Genomic DNA, 23,551 nt, shown 5'->3' with positions numbered 1-23,551 from the left:
GCCTTGATAATCTGTGTCTCGGTAAACTTTGTCTTTTTCATTCCATTTAAAGTTAGTAGTTTTTACAACTTTTAAATGGCCGAACTTCAGGTAAGCCTACAATATTAGCCGGAAAGGGTAGAAACAACGATGCTGGCCATCATCTGCTAGGATGATATTTATCAGTTTTTTACCGCACTTGTGCACGGGGTTAACAGAAGGGGACAGCATAGTGTTTGATGTTGCTGCACCTGCCACAAAAGCAAAAGCCGCTTAGTATGATTCTGAGCGGCTTTTGTTTTAAACTGGGCTGAAAACAACGTAGTGTCAGCTTTCTTTTTTCTTCTGCAGATCCGAAAGGATTTCATAGGAGTGAAGCCTTGCTTTGTGGTCGAAAATATGGGAAGCGACCATGATTTCATCTACCTGTGTCTCATCCAGGAACGCCTGCATTTCTTCTTTTACCGTTTTCGGTGACCCGATAAACGAATAGCGGAGCATTTGCAGCACGTTATATTTCTCTGACGCGTCCCACAGTCCGTCCATGCTATCAACAGGCGGTTGCATTTGCCTTGCAGTTCCCCTTACCACATTCAGGAAAGAGGTATAAAGTGTGGTGGCAAGGTGATTGGCTTCGGCATCGGTATCGGCGGCCACTACATTCACACAGGCCATGGCGTAAGGCTCCTGCAGATCCTCGGATGGCTGAAAGCTTTCGCGGTAAACCTTAAGGGCTGCGTGCAGGCTGGCCGGGGCAAAGTGGCTCGCAAACGCGTAAGGCAGCCCCAATATGCCGGCCAGTTGTGCGCCATAGGTGCTGGACCCCAGCAGCCAGATGGGTACCTGTAAACCCTCTCCCGGAATGGCACGAACACGTGCTGTAGGCGGAGCAGGGGCAAAATAGTTCCTGATTTCCTGTACGTTGTCCGGGAAGTCTTCCACAGCGCCGTGCAGGTCGCGTCGCAGGGCCATAGCGGTCATCTGGTCAGTGCCGGGGGCACGGCCAATTCCTAAATCAATGCGGCCAGGGAAAAGCGACTCTAAGGTGCCAAACTGTTCGGCAACCACAAGGGGTGCGTGGTTTGGCAACATCACGCCCCCGGAGCCAACCCTGATGGTAGAGGTATTCCCGGCTACGTGGCCAATCAGGATAGAAGTGGCGGAACTCGCTATACCCGGCATGTTGTGGTGCTCCGCCATCCAGTATCGTTTAAACCCCCAGCGCTCGGCATGTTGTGCCAGGTCCACAGTGGTTTTAAAGGAGTCGGAAGCTGTTTTGCCGGATAGGATAGGCACCAGGTCCAGGATAGAAAAAGGAATGTCAGTGAGTTGTTTTTTATTTGATGTATCTTTCATTTGGACTAGGATCTTTTCTTTAAGTCTAACGAATCAGACAAGGGTTATGGATGCATAAAGCATTAATAACAAAGCAGGAGAAATAAAGTTATTCTCTTTTTCCAAAGTGAGTGGCACGAGCCGCTTTGAACCGGCGCCCAGGTGAGAACAGTGCCCAGATTAGCAGCGGGTTGAATGGTGGCCGGGGCATTTGAATCTTTTAACATTTTTACTTGAAAACGATGCTAGCCCGGTTTGAATGACAAATGCCTGTCCGGCCTTCCTCATGTGTAACCCATCATGTGCTTCCGTGTATACCTGTACTATGCCTTCAGCCGATTCCACTTTAATTCATCATTCTACCAGGTCACAGAAGCGTTTTCAGCAGATTGATGTTACCAAAGGCCTGGCCATTGTTTCGGTCATACTGCTGCATGCTTTAGAAAATGAGGCTTTGTTGGCATCCTATGCCATCTACCACATCTGGCAGGCGGTGCCTGTGTTTATAGTCCTGATGGGAGTTAACCTGGGGATGAACTTTTCAGGTAAAATACCGGAGCTATCATCATTGTACACCGCCAGGTATTTCCTCAAAAAAGCGGAACGAATCGTATTTCCTTTGCTGTGGGTATATGGCCTTGCTGTGCTGGCGGGTTTCACTTGGCTTTTGCTTTACAACGAGCAGAAGCTTGATTTTAATGCCTACCTTCTCATCGGTTTGTTACCTCTTACAGGGCCAGGCAATTACTTCGTGACGCTGATATTACAAAGCATCCTTTTCTTCCCCATCATTGACTACCTGTTTCAGCGGCAGCCTGCATTAACAGTCGTGTTGCTGGTTGTATTGGAAGTGCTGTTTCTGCTTTGGAGTAGCCAGTCAGCTTTTTTCATGAGCAGGGACTTTCTATACAGCGCTGCCTTGCCACGTTATTTCTCGGCCATTGCTTTTGGCCTGGTGCTGTCCCGGGCTATATTACAGCCGTTCAGAGTGGCTTTGTTCTCACTGTTGATGGCAGTTGCCGCAGCAGGCTGTCTTTACCTTTACAGGATGGTGTATGCAGATTTAAAACTGGATTATGTCCTGGCAACATGGCAGACACAATGCGTACTGACATTCGGATACGCGGCGGCTATGGTATGGATACTTTTCGGGGCTTTACCGGTTAACTCCGATAACAAGTTGCTGCAATTCTTTTCTGTTCTTGGCAAGGCCTCTTACCACATTTTCCTTATCCAGATAGTTTACTTTGGCCTGGTTCCGGAAGACACCCGGGTGCTGCAGGATGTAATCCTTGCTTTGCTGATTGGGTACCTGTTTTACAAAACTGATACAACGTATAACCTGAGCAAAGGCATGTTGTCCCGAAAGAAATAAAGCACCACCAAAGCAGTGCGACAGAAACTACGGATTCCTTTCCTGGCTTTACGAATGCTTTCGCTGGAGCGCCTGTGTTTTCAAAGGAAATGGCAGTGTCAGGTGTAAAATAATGCGTACTTTCAGTACATGAAAGCATAGCACCGGGTAAACTTAAAGCTTTTGTTATGATGTATGTAAGGTATTCTTATCAGAGTATATACCGCTGTATCGTGCTTCTGCTTTTGGCTGTGCTTTGTTCTTTTTTGGAAGCGTTTGCCCAGGAAAATGAAACCAGCGGCAAAGCACCCTGGTCTTATGGGGTGAACGGGTACTAAGGTGCCTTGTTCCGCTACAGAAGCGGCCTGCCAGCGCTTAATTTCACACATCCGTTTGGAGTAGAAGTTTATGCCAACAGGCATACCACCGGGAAGCGGGAGTGGGAAAGAAGGTACAGGTACCCCCATATAGGCTACGCCTTATCGTACTACAACTATGGCGTGCCGGATGAGCTGGGGGAGGCTATTTCGCTGACTACTTACCTGGATAATGTTATTCTTGAAGGTCCAAAGGGCAGCCTGAGGTTTAACCTGGGCACCGGGCTCGTTTACGCTACGCGCTATTATACTCCCGGGGAAAACGAGTTGAACAAAGCCATTGGCAGCCCTGTTGCCTTCTCGCTTCGTGGCACCGTGCGCTATGAATTTCCGTTGAGCACGTACACCTTCCTGAACCTGAACCTGGCTTTCCGCCACTTTTCCAATGGAGGGCTGAACAAGCCGAACAACGGTATGAATTTTCCGCTGCTGGGCGCCGGGCTGCGTTACCAGCCCGGGCACGTGCAGGTTATAGAACGGGCTGATACCGCTGCGGCAATTGTTGACAAACGCGTTCGGCTAAACGTAAGGTTTGCGGCAGGTGTAAAAGAAGTGCTGCGGATAGACAAGAAACACCCCGTATACACGGTGTCAGCGTATGTCAGCAAACGGGTTAGCAGCACCAGCAGCATTTTGCTTGGAGCCGATGCCCTGCATGATGCTGCTTTGCGCAATGAGTTTATCAATATCTCCCAGCCTCCGCCCAATGAAGAACTGGACCCAAGAATGGCAGGCCTCACAATAGGGCATGAATTGCACCTGCACAGGCTCTCTTTTGTGTCACAGATAGGACGTTATGTGTACCAGCCCTACAGGCTGTTCCCCAGCTACTATCAGCGTTATGGACTACAATATGCTGTAACCAGGAACCTCTCCGTCAGTGCCATGCTCATGGTGCACACCCGCACCGCCAACGTAATAGAGTGGGGAATAGGGGTGCGCTTATAGTTTGCCAGTGACCTGTGCCACCTGCAGGTCAGGTTTTAAAAATCTCGAGGGGACCGGGTTGCATCCTGCGTTCATCTGGCAAGGCCTTAAGAACAGAGTTATTTGCTTCTGGTCAGGCGGTGTATCAGGAGTGCAGTACGTTTCGTGATGTCTTCTAAAGAATTCAGGTGAACGTACTCCTCCAGGTTATGAGCATTGCCACCCAGGGCACCCAGCCCGTCGAGTCCATCCACATAGCGGGCAATAAAGGAGATGTCACCGGCACCTCTTTTGCCCGGGTCGTAAGGCTTTACTTCTCCCTGCCCCAGGCTCAGGCTCACCTGGTTCAGGACCTGCAGCAGGGCCATGTTTCCTTCAGTAGGGGGCATCGCTGGATAGCCGTCTGTGAAGGTAATTTCGGCGTTGGTTTGTGGAAGGCTTTCTGCTACAATGGTCCGCATTTTTTCACGCGCACGGTTTTTCTGTTCCTCTGTCAGGAAGCGGAGGTCGCCTTTTACCAAAGCAGTGTTGGCAACCAGGTTGGTTTTGCCCGAAACAGTAGCTTGTGTGCCTGACTCATCCAGGCCTACCTGCGTGCCTCCTGCTATAAGCCCTGGGTTAAAAGTCAGGTATTCTTCCTGCAGCTCCTCGTAAAAACGGTTTAAGACGCGGGAGGCTTCGTACACAGCACCTGCACCGGCTCTTTCAGAAAAGATACCGGAGGAGTGCGTCTGTTTTCCATTTACTTTCAGTGTCCAGCTGCTGCTGCCCCGGCGGGCCACGGTGGCATAGTTAAAGCCGGTGCCTGTCTCAAAGCCAAGCGCGACATCGCTTCGTTTGGCAGCCTCCACAATATCACGGCGGCTGATGTCGAGCGGGGCCCCGGGGTTTTCCTCGTCCCCGTGCAGGATAACAATAACCTGCCTGTCTTTCAGCTGGCCTGCCTCCTGTAATGCTTTCAGGGCGTAGAGCATCACCATGTTGCCGCCCTTCATGTCGTTTGTGCCCGGGCCTGTGGCGATGCTGTCCTGCTGCTGCCATGTCTGAAAAGGGCTATCCGGTTCAAACACGGTGTCGATGTGGCCTATCAGCAAAAGCCTTTTCCCTTTCCGGCCCTTTATTTCTCCAACCAGGTGTCCTCCGCGCTTCATACCGGCAGGCATGTCTACCCAGGTAGTTGTAAAGCCCATCTCGTCCAGCAGTTTTTTGTAAACCAGGCCTGCTTCGCGCACGCCTTCCGGGTTAAATGTGCCGCTGTTGATGTTCACTGTCTGCTCCAGAAACGTAACAGCAGCCGGATGGTTTTTGGTAACATTTTGCAGGACTTGCCGCTCATCCTTCGTCAGCTTCTGGCCAGAGGCAGCCAGAACAGGTAAGCAAAAAAGCAATAGCAGGTAATAAGCGCGGGCTTTGATGTTCATGTATCAGTTATCTAAAACTCTATTTTAAACCAGTAATTTGATGAAAAAAGGGAAAACGATATGGCTATCTGCTGCTACACCGTATATCCCCAGCGTTAAGATAGGCAGGAAGTGCCGGATGAAGCAAATGCAAAACTGAATGGAGTAAAGGCAGGCATCAGGAACAGGAGCTTTCGCGCTGCTGGAGCAGTAGTGCTTGTGCATCATCAAAATTATCACCACCTTTTGGGTTTGTTACGGTAGCAGTACCTTTAGAAGCTGGGGCGCTACAAAATTTTTATTTTCTCAAATTGAATATCAAATGAATTTACAATTACCATGGGCACCAAAACTGCTGCTTTTCGGACTTTTGCCTGCGTCGCTTATCCTGCAGAATACTGCTTCTGTTTATGCGCAAACAAGTGCGGGTAAAGCAACTCCTGTGTCTGTCGAGAAGCGCTATGTAAGCGAACTGGAAGCAATAGCAAAAAAAGCCCCTGTAAAAAAAGCCCTCCAGACAATCGAGGCGTTAGAGCCGCAAACAATACAGGACCATATAACCCTAACAGAAATACCGGCTCCGCCTTTTAAAGAGCAGGAGCGGGGAAAGCAGTATGCTGCCATGTTGCAGGCGGCGGGAGCCGATTCTGTGTGGATAGATGAAGTGGGGAATGTGATTGCAAGACGAAAAGGGCGTTCCGGTAAAAAGACAGTTGTGTTGGAGGCGCACCTGGACACTGTTTTCCCGGAAGGAACGGATGTAAAAGTAAAGCAGCGCGGGGATACCCTGTTTGCTCCCGGCATCATGGATGACACCCGTGGGCTGGCCGTGGTGCTGACGGTGCTCCGGGCGCTGGAAAAGCAAAACATCGAAACGGCAGCTGATGTGCTGTTTATCGGTACAGTGGGAGAGGAAGGATTAGGTGACTTAAGAGGAGTAAAGCACCTGTTTAGAGAAAATGGGCCCGCCATTGACGCTTACATTGCGGTGGATGGAGGCAGCCTGGAGCGTATCACGCATGTAGGCCTCGGCTCACTCCGCTACCGCATCACCTTTAAAGGCCCCGGAGGCCATTCCTGGGGCGCTTTTGGCACTGCCAACCCCCACCATGCATTAGGCAAAGCCATTCATTTTTTTACCACTGAAGCCGATGCGTTTACCAAAGAAGGCATCCGGACCAGTTACAATGTAGGTATTGTGGGAGGAGGGACCTCTGTGAATTCCATTCCCTTCGAATCATGGATGCAGGTGGACATGCGCTCCGAAAGTCCAGAACGACTCAAAGGCATCGACAAGATTTTGAAGGCAGCAGTGCAGAGGGCCCTGCAGGAGGAGAACCAGGCGAAGCGGCGTGGACCTGTCCTCGAGGTAGCGGTTGACTTGGTTGGGGATCGTCCCTCTGGTACGCTTGACCCCGGCACAGCCCTCGTTCAAAGAACCATTGCCGCTACCAAACATTTTAAGGTAGAGCCAAACCTGATTACCGGGTCTACCAACGCAAATACTCCTATCTCTAAAGGGATTCCGGCAGTTACGGTAGGAGTAGGAGGTGTGGGTGGCGGCGCGCACTCTTTGGATGAGTGGTGGATAAACGACAAGGGCCACCTGGCTATACAGCGCACGCTGCTCCTGCTGCTTGCAGAGGCTGGTTTTTCAAAATAAAAGCTGCTGTAATAATTAGTAGTGGAACGGCTGAATATCGTCAGGGTATTCAGCCGTTCTTTATTCAGAGGGATTTTGCCTTTCTTTGATAATGTAATGTGGAGCTCAGATATTGTGTTTAAGTAGGTTGCCGTTAGGAGATTAAGTGCTTTGCCTAGGCTAATACGCAGTTACACCAAAGTATACAGTAAACCCTAAAAAGTGAAGTCAATTCGTCTATTAATCTGATTTTAGCGTTAAAGGCTTTCAGATACTTTCATTCACAATGAACAGGCACGATGAAGATATTCTCATAGCCTCTTCATCGTGCCTTTTAAGCAGTTTTTTCTTTATTTACTAATACCTGATATCAAGCAAGATATCAGAAAACGGAATGTCTGTTTAAGAGAGTTTCTTAAATAAAAATTTAAATTGAAATACAATGCCGAGTTCTTTCAACGTAGCTCTTCCTGAAGTCAGTAAACATGCTGTACCCCCGGCAGGTGTAGGTGAACGCACAGAATGGAGAGCCCTGGTCTGGATCCTGATGGGAATGGGGGTTTTTTTCCGGCTTTTCCATTTTTTAGATAACAGGTCTTTGTATGTAGATGAAATTTTTCTGGCTACCAGCCTGGTAAAAATGGATTTTCTGGAACTGGCTGCTCCTATGCTGGAGTATGAGCAGAAGGCTCCACTTGGCTTTCTGTGGATGGAGCGGTTGATGGTGCTGGTATTCGGAACCAGCGAAATGGCGCTCCGTTTGTTTCCATTGCTTTGTGGCATTGCTTCTCTTTTTCTCTTTTTGCCAGTGGCCCGCTACTTCTTAAAGCCCTTAGGTGTGGTGGTGGCGATGGGTGTCATGGCAACGGCTCCTCCTCTCATTTACCATGCCGTAGAAGCCAAACAGTACAGCACCGAACTGTTTGCCGCGGTGGCTGCTTTGTTTCTCTACATTCGCTTTCATAAACAAATGGGCCTTCCCTCGCTTGTGCTGTGGGGGTTGGGCGGGGCACTGCTGCTGTGGTTCTCTTTTTCTTCCATCTTCATATTGGCAGGTATGGCCTTCGGGGTTTGCCTGCATTACCTGCTCAGGAAAGAATGGCGGCATCTCTTTCGCTCCGTTATTCCTTTTTCGATGTGGTTAGTCAGTTTTGTGATAACGTATGTGCTGTTTACCCACAAGCATGGAGAGGCGGCCTGGCTGCTGCACTGGTTTAAAATCCGGCACAGCTTTATGCCTTTCCCGCCGTCTTCGCCTGCCGATTTGAAGTGGTTCCTGCAGAAGGTTTTTTCTGTGCTGCATTACCCGCTTGGTTTGTCATGGCTGGACCTTTCACCAACCCAACACCCGGTGCTGCGGGTGCTGGCCAGAATGTCGCTCTTATCTTTGGCCGTGCTGGCTGTCGGCTTTCCTGCCTTTTACCGGAAGGACAGGAAACATTTCCTGGTGCTGATTTTTCCGCTCCTGCTGGTGCTCGTGGCTTCGGGGCTGGAACTGTACCCCTTCATGGACCGGCTCATCGTTTTTCTGGCACCCGTGCTGGTTCTTTTTCTGGCGCTGGGCAGTGAAGAATTGTCAACCCTTTTCTTTAGAACAGCAAAAGGACGTTTTATCCTGCCTGCGCTGCTTCTGCTGGGGCCATTGGCAAATGCCAGCCACCAGGTAATAAACAGAGATGTGTTCGGGGATTATAAGAAGTCGTACCAGGTGGAAACGCTTTCCTATATCGACGAACGTTACCAGGAAGGAGATGCCGTTTATATCTATTGGAACAACCTGGTAGGTTACCGCTACTACAAAGACACGCGTGGTTTCAGGTTTGAGCCAGTAGAAGGAAAGGATTACCGTTATGTGGCACAAAACAAACAGGACTATTACAGAAGATTAAGCGCTGATTTCGAAAAACTAAACGAAAACAAGCGGGTCTGGCTGGTTTACAGCAACAGGGTATGGTCTAACATCGGAGATTTTGACGGGCGGCCTGCTTGGTACTACGCACCGGATAATACGAGGTACCAACTGGTTAAAATGTTTTCTTCCATGGGAGAGGAGGTAGAAACTTACAAAACAAGGGAGGTAAATGTGCATTTGTTTGATTTAGAAAAGAGGTGACTCTATCTTATGCGGGTAAAGCATGAATTTGGATTTACTCTCACGCTAAAAAGAGCACATACACATGAACAAACCATTCCCGATACAGCAGGTTCGCGCCGCGTTCCCCGCCCTCAGAGCAGATGAAAGCAGAAAGCCGCTGATTTTCTTTGATGGCCCCGGAGGAACGCAAATGGCCGGAAGCGCAGCAGATGCCATGATGGCTTATATCTCGAACGGCATGGCCAACCTGCACGGTACCTTCCCGACCAGTATAAGAACAGACGACACCATTGCAGAAGCAAGAAGTGCCGTAGCAGACTTGCTGAATTGTGAGCCTTCCGAAGTAGCCTTCGGCCAGAATATGACCTCGCTTGCTTTTTCTATTGCCCGTAGCCTGGCATCTTATATAGAGGAAGGCGATGAAATTGTCGTGACCGAGTTGGACCACCGCGCCAACGTGGATCCATGGGTGACGCTTGCCAAAGACAAGGGAGCCGTGGTTCGGTTTATTCGGTTGAATACAGAGACGTTCACGCTGGACCTGGATAACCTAAACGAGTTGATTACATCTAAAACCAGGCTCGTGGCAGTGGGTATGTCCTCCAACGTAACCGGCACTGTGACGGATATTGAAAAGATACAGGCCAGGGCAAAGGACGTAGGTGCCATTTGTGTAGTAGATGCCGTGCATGCTGTGCCGCACCTGCCCATAGACTTTAAACAGTCCGGTGTAGATGTCCTGCTGTGTTCTGCTTATAAGTTCTTCGGTCCTCATATTGGCATGGCCGTTATAGCAGCATCGCTGTTTGAAAAACTGCCAGTGTATAAGTTGAAGCCAGCGCCGCAGGATATTCCTTATAAGCTGGAAACCGGAACCCAAAACCACGAAGCCATCGCAGGTTTGATTGGAGCAATTCAATTTATCGAAGGGCTTGGGGAAGGAGCCACACGAAGAGAGCGGCTGCTTTCGGGTATGCAGCAGATTGGCGCTTATGAAGATGAACTGAGTGAGCCGATAGAAGGCTTCTTAAATGACATCCCGGAAATTACACTCTACCGCGCTCCGGCTGGCACCCTTAAAACACCGACTTTTGCCTTCACCATTGCCGGTATAAATTCAAGGGATGCAACAGCCTGGTTTGCCCAGAACCATACCATGTGCATTGCCGACGGTGACTTTTATGCCTCCACCATGGCGGAAAAAATGGGCGTGTACGACAGGGGCGGCTGGATACGGATAGGCCTGGCTCCTTACAACACAGCAGAGGAGATAGCGCTTTTTAAAGAAGGCTTGCAGAAATTACTTACTCAACTTAGAAAGTAAAGGCATTTCAGGTGCTGCTCTCGCCAACGTCGCTCCTCCTTGTGTGGCTATGAATAGGGGAGAGTAGCACCTTTTTATCTTATGTCAAATCTGCTCTCAAACTCCTGTATCAGCACATCAAAGTCCTCTTTCAGTTCTTCATAATCCGGCTCAAACGGAGGAACTTTACTTTCATCAAAGGTATCTTCATGCCCCCAGCGAGGCCAGAAGATATTATTGTAATAAAACTCCCACAGGTCTCTTGCTGCATTGTCCCAGGTTAGATCCAGCAATTCTTCATCCTCTAACTGATTACCAAGATCACCAAACAAGTTGATGAAGTTCATGCCCTCTTCAAGAAAAGTATGATTCATGTCTTTCTTCGCTATAGACTCTTCTATGAATTTGACATCAATTACTGCAGAAGGAGCAGGATCCGACAGAAAAGCCCTGATTAACCACTCTCTTGTTTTTTTGTCGTCAGGGAAAGGTATCTCCAGGTCCTTCACCGCATTGAGCAGCCTCGTAGGGGAAGTTGCTGTGATGATCTTGTTCTCTTTAGAAAGTATAAACTTATCTTTCCTGTCATCTTCATCGGTTGAGTCAGATAGCCAGATGTGAAAAAGTGGCGTGTCAAAGCGATCTGAGACATACGCATGTATCCAGGTTTCATACTGCTGGCACAAAGCATCAAAATCTCTTTCAAGTCCTTTTAAAGTCATTTGTACGGTATATTTTAGTATTGCACCTGCTGCCAGGTTTGTCTATGTGAAAAGAAACTACGGCGACATACATTCTTTTACTGTTTCTATGCGAAGGTGTTCACAGTAGCATCAAAATTGAAAAGATGTGCAGTATTATAGGAATGAAATCAACTAAGGCCGAAGGATGTATACTGGAACCAAACAGTAGCGTAAGGACCGTTAAAGTACCCACACTGGATACAAGGCGGTTATAAATCTCCTGAAAAGGGCGACTATCGACCTATAGCGAGCGCAAATGAAGAAAAAGTTACAACTGGTATCGCCACCACTGCTGTGGAAAGCAACAGGAAAATAGAATGTCATAACACAGGAAGTGCTATACAAGTGCTAATGCTGTGCCTATTCCCTCTAATACCTTATCTTAAGAATATTTTTAAAAATTTAGCTTTTTTGTTATAAATATCTTTGGATAGGTATTTTTTTTCTGTATTTATTCTTATTTTAGCCTAATCTTTGATTTAATACAGGATTGATGCTGCCTCACAAAGGCAGATACCTGTAACAGGAGCATTGCTTCCTGCTACAAAAGCACTCAGATCTCCCTGTTCTGCTTCTTCCTGGTGAAGGGCTGCTTTCTGTTTTTGATGTTATCCTGTTCCTGCAAGTGTTGTTGGCCCTGCCATAGCGCCCGTTTTACACTGGTTTTGCCTTGGTGGAATAACTCTTTTCTTCCTTAAATTATTTATTTCAAACATGAAAAATTTTATTAACTCTCGCCCTTTTTTAAGAGTTGCAGGCAGCACGCTTGTGGCCGCTTTTGCGCTGTGCCTCCAGGCCTGTGAAAACAAACTGGAGGAGGTTGCCCCGCAGGATGCTGAATTGTCAGCAGTCTCGTCGGGTACCCTACGTCAGGCCGAATTCATCGATGGCCATTATATTGTCGTTCTAAAGGATGAACAAGCCCAGATGAACAGCAACGTAACGGAAGGTTTCGAGCAGAGAAGAGAGAAAGTAAAAGCCTATGGCCATATCATCCTACATGAAAAGGGAATACCTACTCAGGCACTTTATTCAGCTTATGGGTTTGCTTTATCGGGCTTTGCTGCCAAACTTACTCCGGCGCAAGCTAACGCCCTGCTGGCAGATCCTCGTGTGGCCTACATCGAGAGGGACCAGGTGGTAAGGCTTATAGAGCCATTCGCAGGTGTTTCAACCACTTCAGAGAGTTCAACAAGCAGCCAAACTACTCCTTTAGGAATAACTCGTGTAGGTGGTGGTACCCATACTTATACGGGATCGAAAAGAGCCTATATAATAGACACAGGTATTTTGATGTTCACTAACAGCGAAGGAGATTTGATTTTACATGAAGATTTGAATGTTGAGACAAGAAGGTCCAAAATCTATAACGCCTTTTGTGATGACATCAATGGAGATGATGATGATCCCACCAATACACCACACTGCGCTGAAGATTTGAAAGACAGATACCCCAACGATGGCAATGGACATGGAACACATGTGGCAGGAACCATTGGAGCGTTAATAAATTCAAAAGGAGTAGTAGGAGTGGCACCGGGTGTAACACTTGTTCCTGTTAAGGTGCTAAGCAAAGATGGAAACGGTTCTCTCTCAAATGTCCTGGAGGGGTTAGATTTTGTTTATTCTGATGCAACAGAGGGGGATGTAGCAAACATGAGCCTGGGAGCAGCAGGTTCAAAAACATTAGATAATGCTGTATTAAAGGTTGCTAAAGAGAAAAGAGTCTTATTTGCCATTGCTGCCGGTAATGATGCAATGCCGGCTAAAAACTATTCACCTGCCAGAGTAAATCACGAGAATGTTTTTACTGTTGCTGCAATGAGTACAAGACTTTTATCAGATGGTACCTGGGATGATTCTTGGGCTTCTTTCTCTAACTATGGTATACCACCTGTAGATTTCATTGCTCCAGGAGTGAATGTAAACTCAACTTTTGTGACTATTACGGACGGGCAATATTCCGGTACTTACAAAGAACTTAGTGGTACTTCTATGGCAGCCCCTCATGTGGCAGGTCTTCTTATCCTGAATGGGAAAAATATTAACATTGACAAGTATGTAAAACGTATTCCTAGAGAATCTTATCCGGTGGCGCACCAATAGTTGTCATAATAGCAGATATAATCAAAAGGGCTTCTCACCATAAACGGAGAGGCCTTTTTGATTTTATAGCACCGAACACTGGAGCTAATCTTTTTAATGCTGCAACCATACGACCGGCTTTTAGTAAGCAAGATATGCTGCTGCTCCTGTGTACTATCTGACCTTTGGTATGGCAGCCGCAGTTGCTGATAAAGGATGTGATATCAAAAGCTTTATCGTTGTGAGAGAAACCCGCGACAGTATAAAAGATATATGGGGGGACCGGATGCCATACCAGGGTAACTGGCCAGTAAGAGTGGATGTGAAACTGGAGGAGGAACCGGACAAATGGGTACAGTCTGCCTGCGTGCTGTGCTCCAACTGCTGTGGTATGGACATTGGCGTTAAAGACGGCAAAATTGTAGGTGTGCGGGGGCGAGAAGCTGATAGAGTGAACCATGGCCGATTGGGACCAAAAGGCCTTCATGGCTGGGTTGCCAACCATAAAGACAGGCTCACCAAACCGCTCATCCGGCGGAATGGCAAATTGGAAGAGGCAAGCTGGGACGAGGCCATGAACCTTATCGTTCAGAAAACAAAGGAACTCCAGGAAAAATATACCAGCAACGCCATTGGCTTTTATACTACAGGGCAGCTCTTTCTGGAGGAGTATTATACTTTAGGGATTATCGGGAAAGCGGGATTGGGCACACCGCACATGGATGCGAACACGCGTCTTTGTACTGCAACCTCCGGAGCTTCGCTGAGTCAGTCCTTTGGCTCCATCGGTAGTCCCGGTTCTTATACAGATTTTGATACCACAGATGCTATCCTGCATGTAGGCCACAACCCAGGCTCTCAGCAGACGGTACTTTGGATGCGGATACTGGACAGGCTTTCCGGACCTAACCCACCGAAACTGGTGGTAATTGATCCGAGAACAACCTTTACCGCCGAAAAAGCAGACGTGCACCTGGCTCCACGTTTAGGGACTAACGTACCCCTGCTGAACGGCCTCCTGAACCTGATCATCTGGGCAGGCCATACAGACGCAGCTTTTATAGCGGCACATACTACGGGTTTTGAGAAGTTAAAAGCAACTGTGTCGGCATGGACGCCTGAAAGAGTGGAAGAGTTTACCGGTGTGCCCGCAGCAAAACTGGTGGCAGCGGCCAACATACTGGGGACTACACCTTCCTTAGTGTCTACTGCGCTGCAAGGTGTTTACCAATCGATGCAGGCCACAGCGGCGGCTGTTCAGCTAAACAACCTGCACCTGATCCGGGGCCTGATTGGCCGCTCGGGCTGTAGTGTCTTTCAGATGAACGGGCAGCCTTCGGCACAGAACACCCATGAGTGCGGGGCAGATGGGGAAATGCCTGGCCTGCGCAACTGGAAGAATCCGGCGCATGTGGAAGAGCTGGCGCGCCTTTGGAACGTGGATGTGGATACAATCCCGCATTGGGTTTCACCAACTCCTGCCATGCAACTGTTTAAGTTTGCCCAGCAGGGAGTCATCAAAATGCTCTGGATCAGTGCCACGAATCCTGCAGTCTCCTTGCCAGACCTGCTGCGGATAAGAAACATTCTGGAGAAGGAGAACCTGTTTGTGGTTGTGCAGGATGCTTATCTTACGGAAACAGCGAAACTTGCAGACGTTGTATTGCCGGCTGCTATTTGGGGTGAGAAAACCGGTTGCTTTACAAATGCTGATCGTACCGTACATATCTCGCATAAAGCCATTGACCCTCCGGGTGAAGCGAAGCCGGATCTGGAAATCTTTCTTGACTACGCCCGCCGCATGGACTTCAGAGATAAAGATGGTGCTCCGCTGGTGAAATGGAGCACTCCCGAAGAAGCGTTCGAGGCCTGGAAGTTATGCTCCAAAGGGCGCCCCTGCGACTATAGTGGTATGAGCTATGAAAAGCTGACAGGTGGCTCAGGAATACAGTGGCCCTGCAATGAGGCTTACCCGGAAGGGAAGGAGCGGCTGTACACGGATTGGGTATTCAACACAGCCGGAGATTATTGCCAGTCTTACGGGAACGACCTGCAAACTGGGGGTGAAATGCCACGTGAAAGATATATGAACAGTGATCCTAAGGGCAGGGCTGTTATTAAAGCGGCAGATTATGAACCCCCTCACGAACAGCCTGACAAGGAGTATCCCTTGTGGCTGACAACTGGGCGGCTGGTTTATCATTTCCAGACGCGCACTAAAACAGGCCGATCCCAGGAACTGCATGATGCCGCGCCCGAGGCCTTCCTGCAACTCTCCGAAGAAGACGCTGCGCAATACAAAATTGCCGAAGGTGATTTGGTGGAGGTAAAGTCCCGCAGGGGGCGTGTAGTTGTGCCTGCTCAGATCGGGGGCATAGCGCCCGGCATCCTTTTTATTCCTTACCACTATGGTTATTGGGACAATCCGGAGCGTGCACGCGCTGCCAATGAACTGACACTAACAGAGTGGGACCCGGTAAGCAAGCAGCCATATTACAAATATGCCGCCGTCAGTATTCAGAAAGCAGACACTTCTGCGCTGGGTAAGCTGGTGGCAAAAGCGAAAGATGAGATAGCAGAAGTGAAACAGGAGGCGGCAACCGTACTAAGAGATAAACTGAAATTATAAAGAGATGCATATAGGGTATTTTATAGGGCTTGTTTACAGCGGGGAGAAAGAACTGGCAAAGGCATTCTCTTCAGTGGCCCAGAAGCATAAGGTGGAGCCTGAAATCTTTAACATCTGTCAGAAACTTTCCTCCTGGTCAGAGAAGCATGCAGCGGCACTTCTCCAGTTTATGGAGCGCTATAGCGGAAAAGAGCAGGATGAGCCGGAAGAACTACGGGACACCATGTTCAGCATGTTCCGGGCCACCAGCTTTGGTCTGGTGCGTGACCTTCAGAACCTGTGGGTATTAGTCAATGAGGTCAAAATCTGTTGCGTAACCCTGCTACAGGGCGCCTACTCTTTGCGGGACAAGGAGCTGATCCTCTTGGTAAAAGAATGTAATGAAACAGCGGACCGGCAACTGATCTGGCTGATGTCCCAGATCAAGCACATCAGTCCACAGGTGCTGGTAGTAGCCTAACAGTTTGTGCAGCAGCGGACAACCTTTCGGAGAGGATCTCATAGTTTTGGTGATGCGCTTTCCAAAGTATCCTGATTAAGGTTTTAGGAAGAGCAGGCACCATCCTGCATTCATCAGCCAAATCATTACCCTATAGTAACTACTTGTACAAGTGCTGTGATAGAAATGTAAGTTCGGGTCATGATTTCCTGCTCTTTCATCTTTCCAGTGTTGCCCCGTTTTAGTGGTATCAGGTCCCCGCTTTATTTGTACAGAGAGAAATCTGGCTCAGCATGCTACTTTAGTGTCAGTGTAGTAAAGGTATTAAGTACCGTTGTGATGAGGCTGATAAGAGCTGTTGGATAAACCCCAATGCCCACCAGCAGCAGCGCGAGCACGGTTAAGGTACCCACACTGGCCATATAGATAGAAGGCCGAAGCTGCCTTCTTGGCTCCATCGCAGTCTCAGGCTGCTGAAACATGACGGCGATGATTTTGATGTAGTAGTACAAGCCAATCACGCTATTAAGCACAAGTATTGCCACCGGAAGCCAGAGTTGCGTGTTCACGCCTGTCGCGATGATGTAGAACTTGCCTACAAAGCCGGCTGTAAGGGGTATGCCTGCCAGCGAGAGCAGCATGGCCGTGAAAATGGTTGCCGTCCAGGGGCGCCGCCAGAGCAGACCTTTATAATCCTCCATCCGTTCCGCATCACGCACTTCATCCGACAGCATAGCGATGACGCCAAAGGCACCTACCGTGGTGATGAAGTAAGCGACAAGGTAAAACGTCACCGCCTCCACGCCCATCTGGTTTCCGGCCAGGAAAGCCACGAGCAAATAACCCAGGTGAGAGATGGAGGAGTAGGCGAGGATGCGTTTTACGTTCTGCTGCATCAGGGCCAGCAGGTTACCGGCAAACATAGAGGCAACAGCAATGATGGTGAAAATGAGAATAAGGGTAGGGTAGCGGTAGCCATCCACCTCCATGAAAAAACGAATCAGCAAACCTAGCACACCACCCTTGGAAACCGTGGCAATGAAAGCCGTAACCGGTGCAGGCGCGCCTTCATAAACATCGGGCGTCCACATATGAAACGGCACCACGCTCAGCTTAAACCCGATGCCGATGATCATCATGCTAAAGCCGGTAATAACCAACAGCGGAAGCCTGTCGAATGCAGCCATGGCAGTGGCTATTCCAGCGAAGGTCATGGTGCCGGTGGCGGCATATACTAACGCCATTCCGAACAGCAGAAAGGCAGAAGAGAAAGCGGCCAGGATGAGGTATTTAATACCTGCTTCGTCAGAACGCTCACGGGTGCGGAGGTAGGCAATAAGCGAGTACAGGGCTACGCTCAGTATCTCAAGGCCCAGGAAAAAAGAAGCGAAGTGTTTGCTGATCACCATGACGCAGGCCCCGAGCGTGGACAGTATCAGCAGGATATAGTATTCTTCCTTCCGCTCTTCGCGCTGCTCGAAATAAGCATAAGAAAGCATGCTGATGAGTAACGCCGTAATCAGCATCAGACCGATATAAAATACAGAGAATCCGTTCATTACAAAGAGCGGCTCAATGGTATAAGGCGCTGCCACATGTTGCTCAAAAAGAGAGGCAAAGGCAGCCACAAAAGAAACCGCCGTAATCACGTAGATAATCTTGTGGTTACGCCATGCTGAAATCACCAGCATACTGACCAACGCGCCTACTGTCAGGATGAGCAGTGGCATCAGGTGAATAAAATCATTTACGTTCATGGGCTATGGGTTAATCTTCTATCAACTCTTTAGGACGTTCTCCTATGAAGGCAGGGCCGTTTCGTTCTACATTTTGTCATCCTGTAAAGGATCTTGTGGGCCAGTAGCGAAAGCTTAACCTCCCAGCCACCAAGTTTTTTAACAGAATGACGATTACTTTAACTTCATGTTCTTAAAGTGAAACGGCCCTGCCTTTCAAGGGAATAGGGGGATGATTTCACCTGCAGAGCATCAAGAGAAACCTGTTGCATCTGCTTTCGAAAAGTCGCAGATGCTTTTCTGAACCACAGTCTGCTTGTCATCCCCCAACCCCTTTCAAAGGGGGACATTTTGTATTACTTTTTAAGATCTTTCACTACTGCCTCAAAGTATACACTGTCAATTTCAGCTATTCTCAAAGGCATCTCGTTTGCCGCTACTTTAGGCTCCACTTTGGACCCGGAATATGCCTCCAGTTGTTCCTGCACGGATGGCTGTGCCAGGTTTAGCACAGGCTGCGGGTAAAGCCCCAGCCAAAGAAGACCAACTATCATGGGCGCGGCAATCAGCATCTCCCGGGAGGTAAGGTCAGGAAGTGCAGGTTGCTCCACTGTGGCGGGTTCGTAAAACACTTTCTGCATGATGCGGAGCGAGTAAGCCGTGGCCATCACCAGACCAATGGTGGCAAAAACAGTTAGCCAGTTGTTCGCCTGCCACGAACCTACCAAGGTTAAAAACTCAGCTATAAAGTTACCCAGCCCCGGCAGGCCCAGGGAGGCCATCACAAAGACCAGCGCCACCACGCCCATCTTCGGGGCTCTGGACCAGAAACCGCCCATTAGTCTTATGTCGCGGGTGTGCAGGCGCTCGTACAGGAAGCCAGCCAAAATGAACAGCGCCCCGGTACTGAGGCCATGGGTGATCATCTGCATCACCACCCCCTGCAGCGCCCATTCGTTAAAGGCAAACACACCAAGTATCACAAAGCCCATGTGGCTGATGCTGGTATAAGCCACCAAGCGTTTCAGGTCTGTTTGTGAGAAGGCCAGGATGGCGCCGTAAATAATGCCGATGACACCCAGCAGCATGGCCCAGGGTGCAAACTCCACGGTGGCTGTCGGGAACAGTGGCAGCACAAAGCGCAGTAAGCCATAAGCACCTGTCTTTAGCAGCAGTCCGGCCAGAATTACACTGCCTGCCGTGGGGGCTTCGGAGTGGGCGTCGGCTAGCCAGGAGTGGAACGGCACCACGGGCAGCTTTACGAGGAAGGCTGCCAGGAAACCGAACATCAGCAGGCGTGCCGCTTCAGGAGCAAGCGTGGTATTCAGCAGTTCAAAATAGTTAAAGGTATAGGTGCCCGTCTGGCTGCCATGGATGAAGAACAAACTCAGTATGGCGAGCAGCATGAGGAGCCCACTGGCCTGCGTGAAGATGAAGAACTTATAGGCGGCATAATTGCGGTTCTCATGGCCCCAGATGCCTATCAGGAAGTACATCGGTATGAGCATCACCTCCCAGAAAAAGTAGAACAGGAACAGGTCCATGGTGAGGAAAACACCAGTGATACCCGCCAATACCCACAGCAGGTTAAAGTGAAAGAAACCGACTTTGTTTTTTATCTCTTTCCAGGAAATGAGGATAGCCAGCAACCCCAGGAAAAAAGTGAGGAGCAGCATGAGCAGGCTTAGTCCGTCCAGCGCCAGGCTAAAGGAAACACCCCACTGCGGAATCCAGGGCAGTTCGTACTGCAGCAGCCAGGGCGAAGCACCCAAGGTAGCAGCAGGTGTAGCCAGCCACAGGTAAACAGTTATGCCGAGCGTTGCCAGCACGAAGCCCAATGCTATCCAGCGGGGAGAGGCACGGTGCCACTTTTGGGCCATCCATGCCAGCAGTCCGCCAGCCATCAATATCACGATAAGCCAGACTAATATCATAGGAATATGCTTATGGTTAGAATCATGATAGCGCCCACCACCACACCCGCTACATAGTTTCGAAGCACCCCGCTTTGGGTATCCGACAGCATCATATGAAAGCCTTCTGCCACACGGGCAAGGCCGGTGTAGAAGCCGTCAATCACGTCGCGTTTGTTCACGTTGGCCAGGAACACGTAAGGCCGCACCAGCAAGGTGTCGTAAAGTTTATCAAAGCCCCAGCCGGAATGCCAGAAGCGGTGCACCGCCATGGCCGTACCAGAGCGGTGAATAGAGGCGAGGAGTTCAGGTTTGCTCAGGTAGAAGAGGTAGGCAATGCAGATGCCGCCCAAGGACACGACTGCTGCTAATAACTGCAGCATCCACTCGTACTGGTCAAAACCCGGCACCACGCTTACTGCGGGCAGTATGGGCGAAAGAAAATCAGAGAACAGCACCACATGCCCAAAGTTATGCGGCAGTTCAATAAAGCCGCCCACCAACGAGAGCACTGCCAGTATGATCAGCGGGACCTTTATCGCCATGGTAGGCTGGTGCCCGACATGGGATTTGGCTTCGCCATAGAAGGTGATGAAGACCATCCGGAAGGTATAAATGGAGGTGACAAAGGCCCCCAGCAAACCCGCCGCATAGAGCCAGACGCTTCCGTTCTCGCCTGCCAACTGTAGCCACAGAATCTGGTCCTTGGAATAAAAACCAGCCGACACCAGGGGGAAAGCAGCCAGCGAAGCAGCGCCAATCAGGAAGGTCCAGAATACGACCGGCATCGACTTTCTGAGTCCACCCATTTTGCGCATGTCCTGCTCATGGTGCAGCGCCAGGATAATAGCCCCGGCACAGAGGAAGAGCAGCGCCTTGAAGAAGGCGTGAATCATAAAGTGAAAAATGCCCGCCGACCAGGCACCCACTCCCAGTGCCAGGAACATATAGCCAATCTGGCTGATGGTAGAGTAAGCGAGCACCCGTTTCAAGTCGTACTGCGTGAGGGCGGCAAAACCGGCAATCAGCAGCGTAACGGCACCAATAGCCGCTACTGCCATCATCGCGACAGGAGCCAGCTCAAAAATGACGTGCATACGCGCAATGAGGTAAACACCCGCCGTGACCATGGTCGCGGCATGTATCAGGGCGCTGACAGGGGTTGGACCCGCCATGGCATCAGGCAGCCACGTTTGCAGTGGCAACTGCCCGGATTTACCTACAGCGCCACCAAGCAGCAGAAAAGCAATGATCACAGCCATCTGCGCACCTGTATCCCACAGTTGTACCGCCTCCGTGGAAATGGTCTGAATATGCAGGGTGCCGAAAGCCTGGAAGAACATGAATAGCCCGATGGCCATGGCCGTGTCGCCGACGCGCGTGATGATGAAAGCTTTCCGGGCAGCATAGCCGTTTGCGGGTTCTTTGTACCAGAAGCCGATGAGCAGGTAGCTGCACAAACCAACGCCTTCCCAACCCAGGTATAAGAGCAGGAGGTTGTCTGCCATCACGAGCACCAACATGGAGCCTACAAACAAATTCATGCATGCAAAGAAGCGGGAGTAGTCGGCATCTTCGGCCATGTACTCAGTGGAGTAAATGTGGATGAGAAAACCGACAAAGGTGATGACAAAGATAAATACCATCGAGAGTGCATCCAGGTGAAAGGCAATGGACGGATTAAAACCCGCCACGTTAAACCAGTTCCATACTTCCTGGTGGTAGTAAGCAGGCTGAGCAGAAAGGTATTCAATGCCCAGCAGCAGCGTGATAGCTGCCGAAACTCCGACACTGCCTACCCCGGTAGCGGTTACCAGTCCGCGTGAGATCCTGTTGCCGAACAGCACCAGCAGCAGGGCCCCGGCAAAGGGCAAAGCGGGTATCAACCAAAGTACGTTCTCCATAGCATTTATCCTTTCATAAAGTTTGCGGTGTCACTGTTCAGGGTCTTCAGCTGGTGGTAAATCTGCAGGATCAGGGCCAGCCCAACAGACACCTCCGCTGCGGCCATGGTGAGAATGAAGATAAACATGACCTGCCCGTCGGGTTGCACCCAGCGGGAGCCAGCCACAATAAAGGCCAGACCAGCTGCGTTCAGCATAATCTCTACCGAGATGAGCATAAAAATGATGTTGCGCCGAATCATGACGCTGATCATCCCAAGTAAGAAAAGGATTCCTGCCAGCAACAGGCCGGCTTCCATGGATACAGCATTCATGCGGCGGCGCTCCTTTCCTGTAAAAACCGGTGTACCACTTTTTTCTTTTGCCTGCCCAAATGATAGGCGCCTACAATGCCCGCCATCAGCAAAATGCCGCTTAGCTGCACGGCCAGCACATAGGGGCCAAATAATGCTATCCCCACCAGGCGGGCATCCACGGCCACCACTGCGGCGGCAGGAGGTGCCTCAGCGGCGGTTATCATATAAGCCAGTTCGGCCAGCAGCACCAGCGACAGGATAGCCGGCCCCACCCATACAGATGGCTTCAGCCATTCCTTTTCCTGCTTTATATCCTCGTAAGTGAGGTTGAGCATCATGATGACGAAGATGATGAGCACCACAATGGCGCCGGCATACACAATAACCTCCAGGGCAGCCATAAAAGGCGCTCCCAGGGTAAAGAAGACTACTGCAACTGCCAGGAATGAAACCACGAGGTAGAGCAGCGCATGAATCATGTTATAGCGGGTAATCACCATCAGGGTAGCCAGTACGGCAACAGCTGCGGCTATATAAAATGTCAGTTCCATGGCGTCAGGGGATTAAGCTTTTAATATCTACAGGAGGCATTTCGTTTTCTGCCTCTCCTTTGTCTTTTCCGCCGATGGCCATACCCGCCACCTTGTAGTAATTGTAGCCCGGGTACTTGCCCTGGCTGTTGATGAGCAGATCCTTTTTCTCATACACCAGGTTCTGGCGGTTGTATTCCCCCATTTCAAAATCCGGTATCAGCTGGATGGCATAAGTAGGGCAGGCCTCTTCGCAGAAACCACAAAAGATACAGCGGGAAAAGTTGATGCGGAAAAAGTCGGGGTAGCGGCGGCCTGTCTCGTCTTCCGTGGCCTGAAGGGAGATACAGTCCACGGGGCAGGCGGCGGCGCAGAGGTTGCAGGCCACACAGCGTTCGCCCTCATCGGGGTCACGCGTCAGGACAATCCGGCCTTTCCACCTCGGGGGGAGATAGGGCTTTTCTTCAGGGTACAGTACGGTATCACGTTTGTGAAACGCATGCAGAAATGTAAGCCACATACTGCGTAAAATACTAAACATGTCTGCTCCTTTCTTTTATAGTTTCTTTACTATTCCATTTCTATTTTGTCATTTCGACCAGCGGGAGAAAACAGAGCGTATATCAGATTCTATCTCTGGTTCACCTAATAAATGCGGTACCGGGTCTAACCACCCCTAACCCCTCCTTGTCTAAGGCGGGGAGTCTGCTGTTCCGGTTTCTACTGACCTTTTTTATAGCTCAAGTTTTTCAGTTTTTGTGCTTTTACCTTTAGTCAGTTATATTGATAAAATCTTCAAATAATAATTCCAACTCCCCTCCCTTGCTGGTGCGAGCTTGTAGCTCGTTCCTTCTACACTAGAAA

The 23,551-nt window shown here is 49.7% G+C and carries 17 protein-coding genes; 8 read left to right on the top strand and 9 right to left on the bottom strand.

Going from position 1 to position 23,551, the window contains the following annotated elements; translation table 11 throughout:
* Positions 1–306 precede the first annotated feature (306 nt).
* Positions 307–1,335 carry an LLM class flavin-dependent oxidoreductase gene (locus ACYVB1_RS16240; protein ID WP_460924840.1) on the bottom strand — a complete coding sequence of 343 codons (1,029 nt, stop codon included), beginning with the start codon at positions 1,333–1,335 and terminating at the stop codon, positions 307–309.
* A 304-nt stretch (positions 1,336–1,639) separates the two neighbouring features.
* Between ACYVB1_RS16240 and ACYVB1_RS16235 the strand changes: the two genes are divergently transcribed.
* Both ACYVB1_RS16235 and ACYVB1_RS16230 read left to right on the top strand, forming a co-directional pair.
* The gene (locus tag ACYVB1_RS16235; RefSeq protein ID WP_460924839.1) at positions 1,640–2,689 is read left to right on the top strand and encodes an acyltransferase family protein; all 1,050 of its coding nucleotides are present in this window, start codon (positions 1,640–1,642) and stop codon (positions 2,687–2,689) included.
* A gap of 323 nt (positions 2,690–3,012) precedes the next feature.
* Positions 3,013–3,993, top strand: coding sequence for an acyloxyacyl hydrolase (locus ACYVB1_RS16230; protein ID WP_460924838.1), 981 nt, complete (start codon positions 3,013–3,015; stop codon positions 3,991–3,993).
* Between the two features lie 98 nt (positions 3,994–4,091).
* Here ACYVB1_RS16230 and ACYVB1_RS16225 read toward each other — a convergent pair whose 3' ends face one another.
* The gene (locus ACYVB1_RS16225; protein WP_460924837.1) at positions 4,092–5,393 is read right to left on the bottom strand and encodes a M20/M25/M40 family metallo-hydrolase; all 1,302 of its coding nucleotides are present in this window, start codon (positions 5,391–5,393) and stop codon (positions 4,092–4,094) included.
* Between the two features lie 301 nt (positions 5,394–5,694).
* Here ACYVB1_RS16225 and ACYVB1_RS16220 point away from each other — a divergent pair, with 301 nt between their 5' ends.
* The 3 genes from ACYVB1_RS16220 (at position 5,695) to ACYVB1_RS16210 (ending at position 10,433) form a co-directional block, all read left to right on the top strand.
* Positions 5,695–7,035 (top strand): M20/M25/M40 family metallo-hydrolase, encoded by a 1,341-nt coding sequence (locus ACYVB1_RS16220; RefSeq protein WP_460924836.1) that lies wholly within the window; start codon positions 5,695–5,697, stop codon positions 7,033–7,035.
* Positions 7,036–7,456: 421 nt separating this feature from the next.
* Complete coding sequence (locus tag ACYVB1_RS16215; RefSeq protein WP_460924835.1) at positions 7,457–9,127, top strand: hypothetical protein; 1,671 nt, start codon at positions 7,457–7,459, stop codon at positions 9,125–9,127.
* Positions 9,128–9,191: 64 nt separating this feature from the next.
* Complete coding sequence (locus ACYVB1_RS16210) at positions 9,192–10,433, top strand: cysteine desulfurase-like protein (protein ID WP_460924834.1); 1,242 nt, start codon at positions 9,192–9,194, stop codon at positions 10,431–10,433.
* Positions 10,434–10,507: 74 nt separating this feature from the next.
* Here ACYVB1_RS16210 and ACYVB1_RS16205 read toward each other — a convergent pair whose 3' ends face one another.
* A complete protein-coding gene (locus ACYVB1_RS16205; protein WP_460924833.1) occupies positions 10,508–11,134 on the bottom strand; it encodes a hypothetical protein in 627 nt (208 codons plus the stop codon).
* A gap of 735 nt (positions 11,135–11,869) precedes the next feature.
* Between ACYVB1_RS16205 and ACYVB1_RS16200 the strand changes: the two genes are divergently transcribed.
* From ACYVB1_RS16200 to ACYVB1_RS16190, 3 genes are all read left to right on the top strand, one after another.
* Positions 11,870–13,261 carry a S8 family serine peptidase gene (locus ACYVB1_RS16200; RefSeq protein ID WP_460924832.1) on the top strand — a complete coding sequence of 464 codons (1,392 nt, stop codon included), beginning with the start codon at positions 11,870–11,872 and terminating at the stop codon, positions 13,259–13,261.
* 220 nt (positions 13,262–13,481) lie between these two features.
* Positions 13,482–15,869, top strand: coding sequence for a molybdopterin oxidoreductase family protein (locus ACYVB1_RS16195; protein ID WP_460924831.1), 2,388 nt, complete (start codon positions 13,482–13,484; stop codon positions 15,867–15,869).
* A 4-nt stretch (positions 15,870–15,873) separates the two neighbouring features.
* Complete coding sequence (locus tag ACYVB1_RS16190; RefSeq protein ID WP_460924830.1) at positions 15,874–16,329, top strand: molybdopterin oxidoreductase; 456 nt, start codon at positions 15,874–15,876, stop codon at positions 16,327–16,329.
* 275 nt (positions 16,330–16,604) lie between these two features.
* Here ACYVB1_RS16190 and ACYVB1_RS16185 read toward each other — a convergent pair whose 3' ends face one another.
* The 6 genes from ACYVB1_RS16185 to nuoI form a co-directional block, all read right to left on the bottom strand.
* Positions 16,605–18,065 (bottom strand): NADH-quinone oxidoreductase subunit N, encoded by a 1,461-nt coding sequence (locus ACYVB1_RS16185; protein ID WP_460924829.1) that lies wholly within the window; start codon positions 18,063–18,065, stop codon positions 16,605–16,607.
* A 335-nt stretch (positions 18,066–18,400) separates the two neighbouring features.
* The gene (gene nuoM, locus ACYVB1_RS16180; protein ID WP_460924828.1) at positions 18,401–19,978 is read right to left on the bottom strand and encodes an NADH-quinone oxidoreductase subunit M; all 1,578 of its coding nucleotides are present in this window, start codon (positions 19,976–19,978) and stop codon (positions 18,401–18,403) included.
* Positions 19,975–21,861 (bottom strand): NADH-quinone oxidoreductase subunit L, encoded by a 1,887-nt coding sequence (gene nuoL / locus ACYVB1_RS16175; protein WP_460924827.1) that lies wholly within the window; start codon positions 21,859–21,861, stop codon positions 19,975–19,977. The genes nuoM and nuoL overlap by 4 nt, the downstream gene beginning before the upstream one ends.
* A gap of 5 nt (positions 21,862–21,866) precedes the next feature.
* The gene (gene nuoK, locus ACYVB1_RS16170; RefSeq protein ID WP_460924826.1) at positions 21,867–22,175 is read right to left on the bottom strand and encodes an NADH-quinone oxidoreductase subunit NuoK; all 309 of its coding nucleotides are present in this window, start codon (positions 22,173–22,175) and stop codon (positions 21,867–21,869) included.
* Entirely contained in the window at positions 22,172–22,708 is a 537-nt protein-coding gene (gene nuoJ, locus ACYVB1_RS16165) for an NADH-quinone oxidoreductase subunit J (protein ID WP_460924825.1), read from the bottom strand. The genes nuoK and nuoJ overlap by 4 nt, the downstream gene beginning before the upstream one ends.
* A 4-nt stretch (positions 22,709–22,712) precedes the next feature.
* Positions 22,713–23,228, bottom strand: coding sequence for an NADH-quinone oxidoreductase subunit NuoI (gene nuoI / locus ACYVB1_RS16160; RefSeq protein ID WP_460924824.1), 516 nt, complete (start codon positions 23,226–23,228; stop codon positions 22,713–22,715).
* Positions 23,229–23,551: the final 323 nt, after the last annotated feature.

It is taken from the genome of Pontibacter brevis, assembly GCF_054779655.1.
Note: the sequence above shows the minus strand (reverse complement) of the source record. Positions and strands in the feature narration are given on the sequence as shown.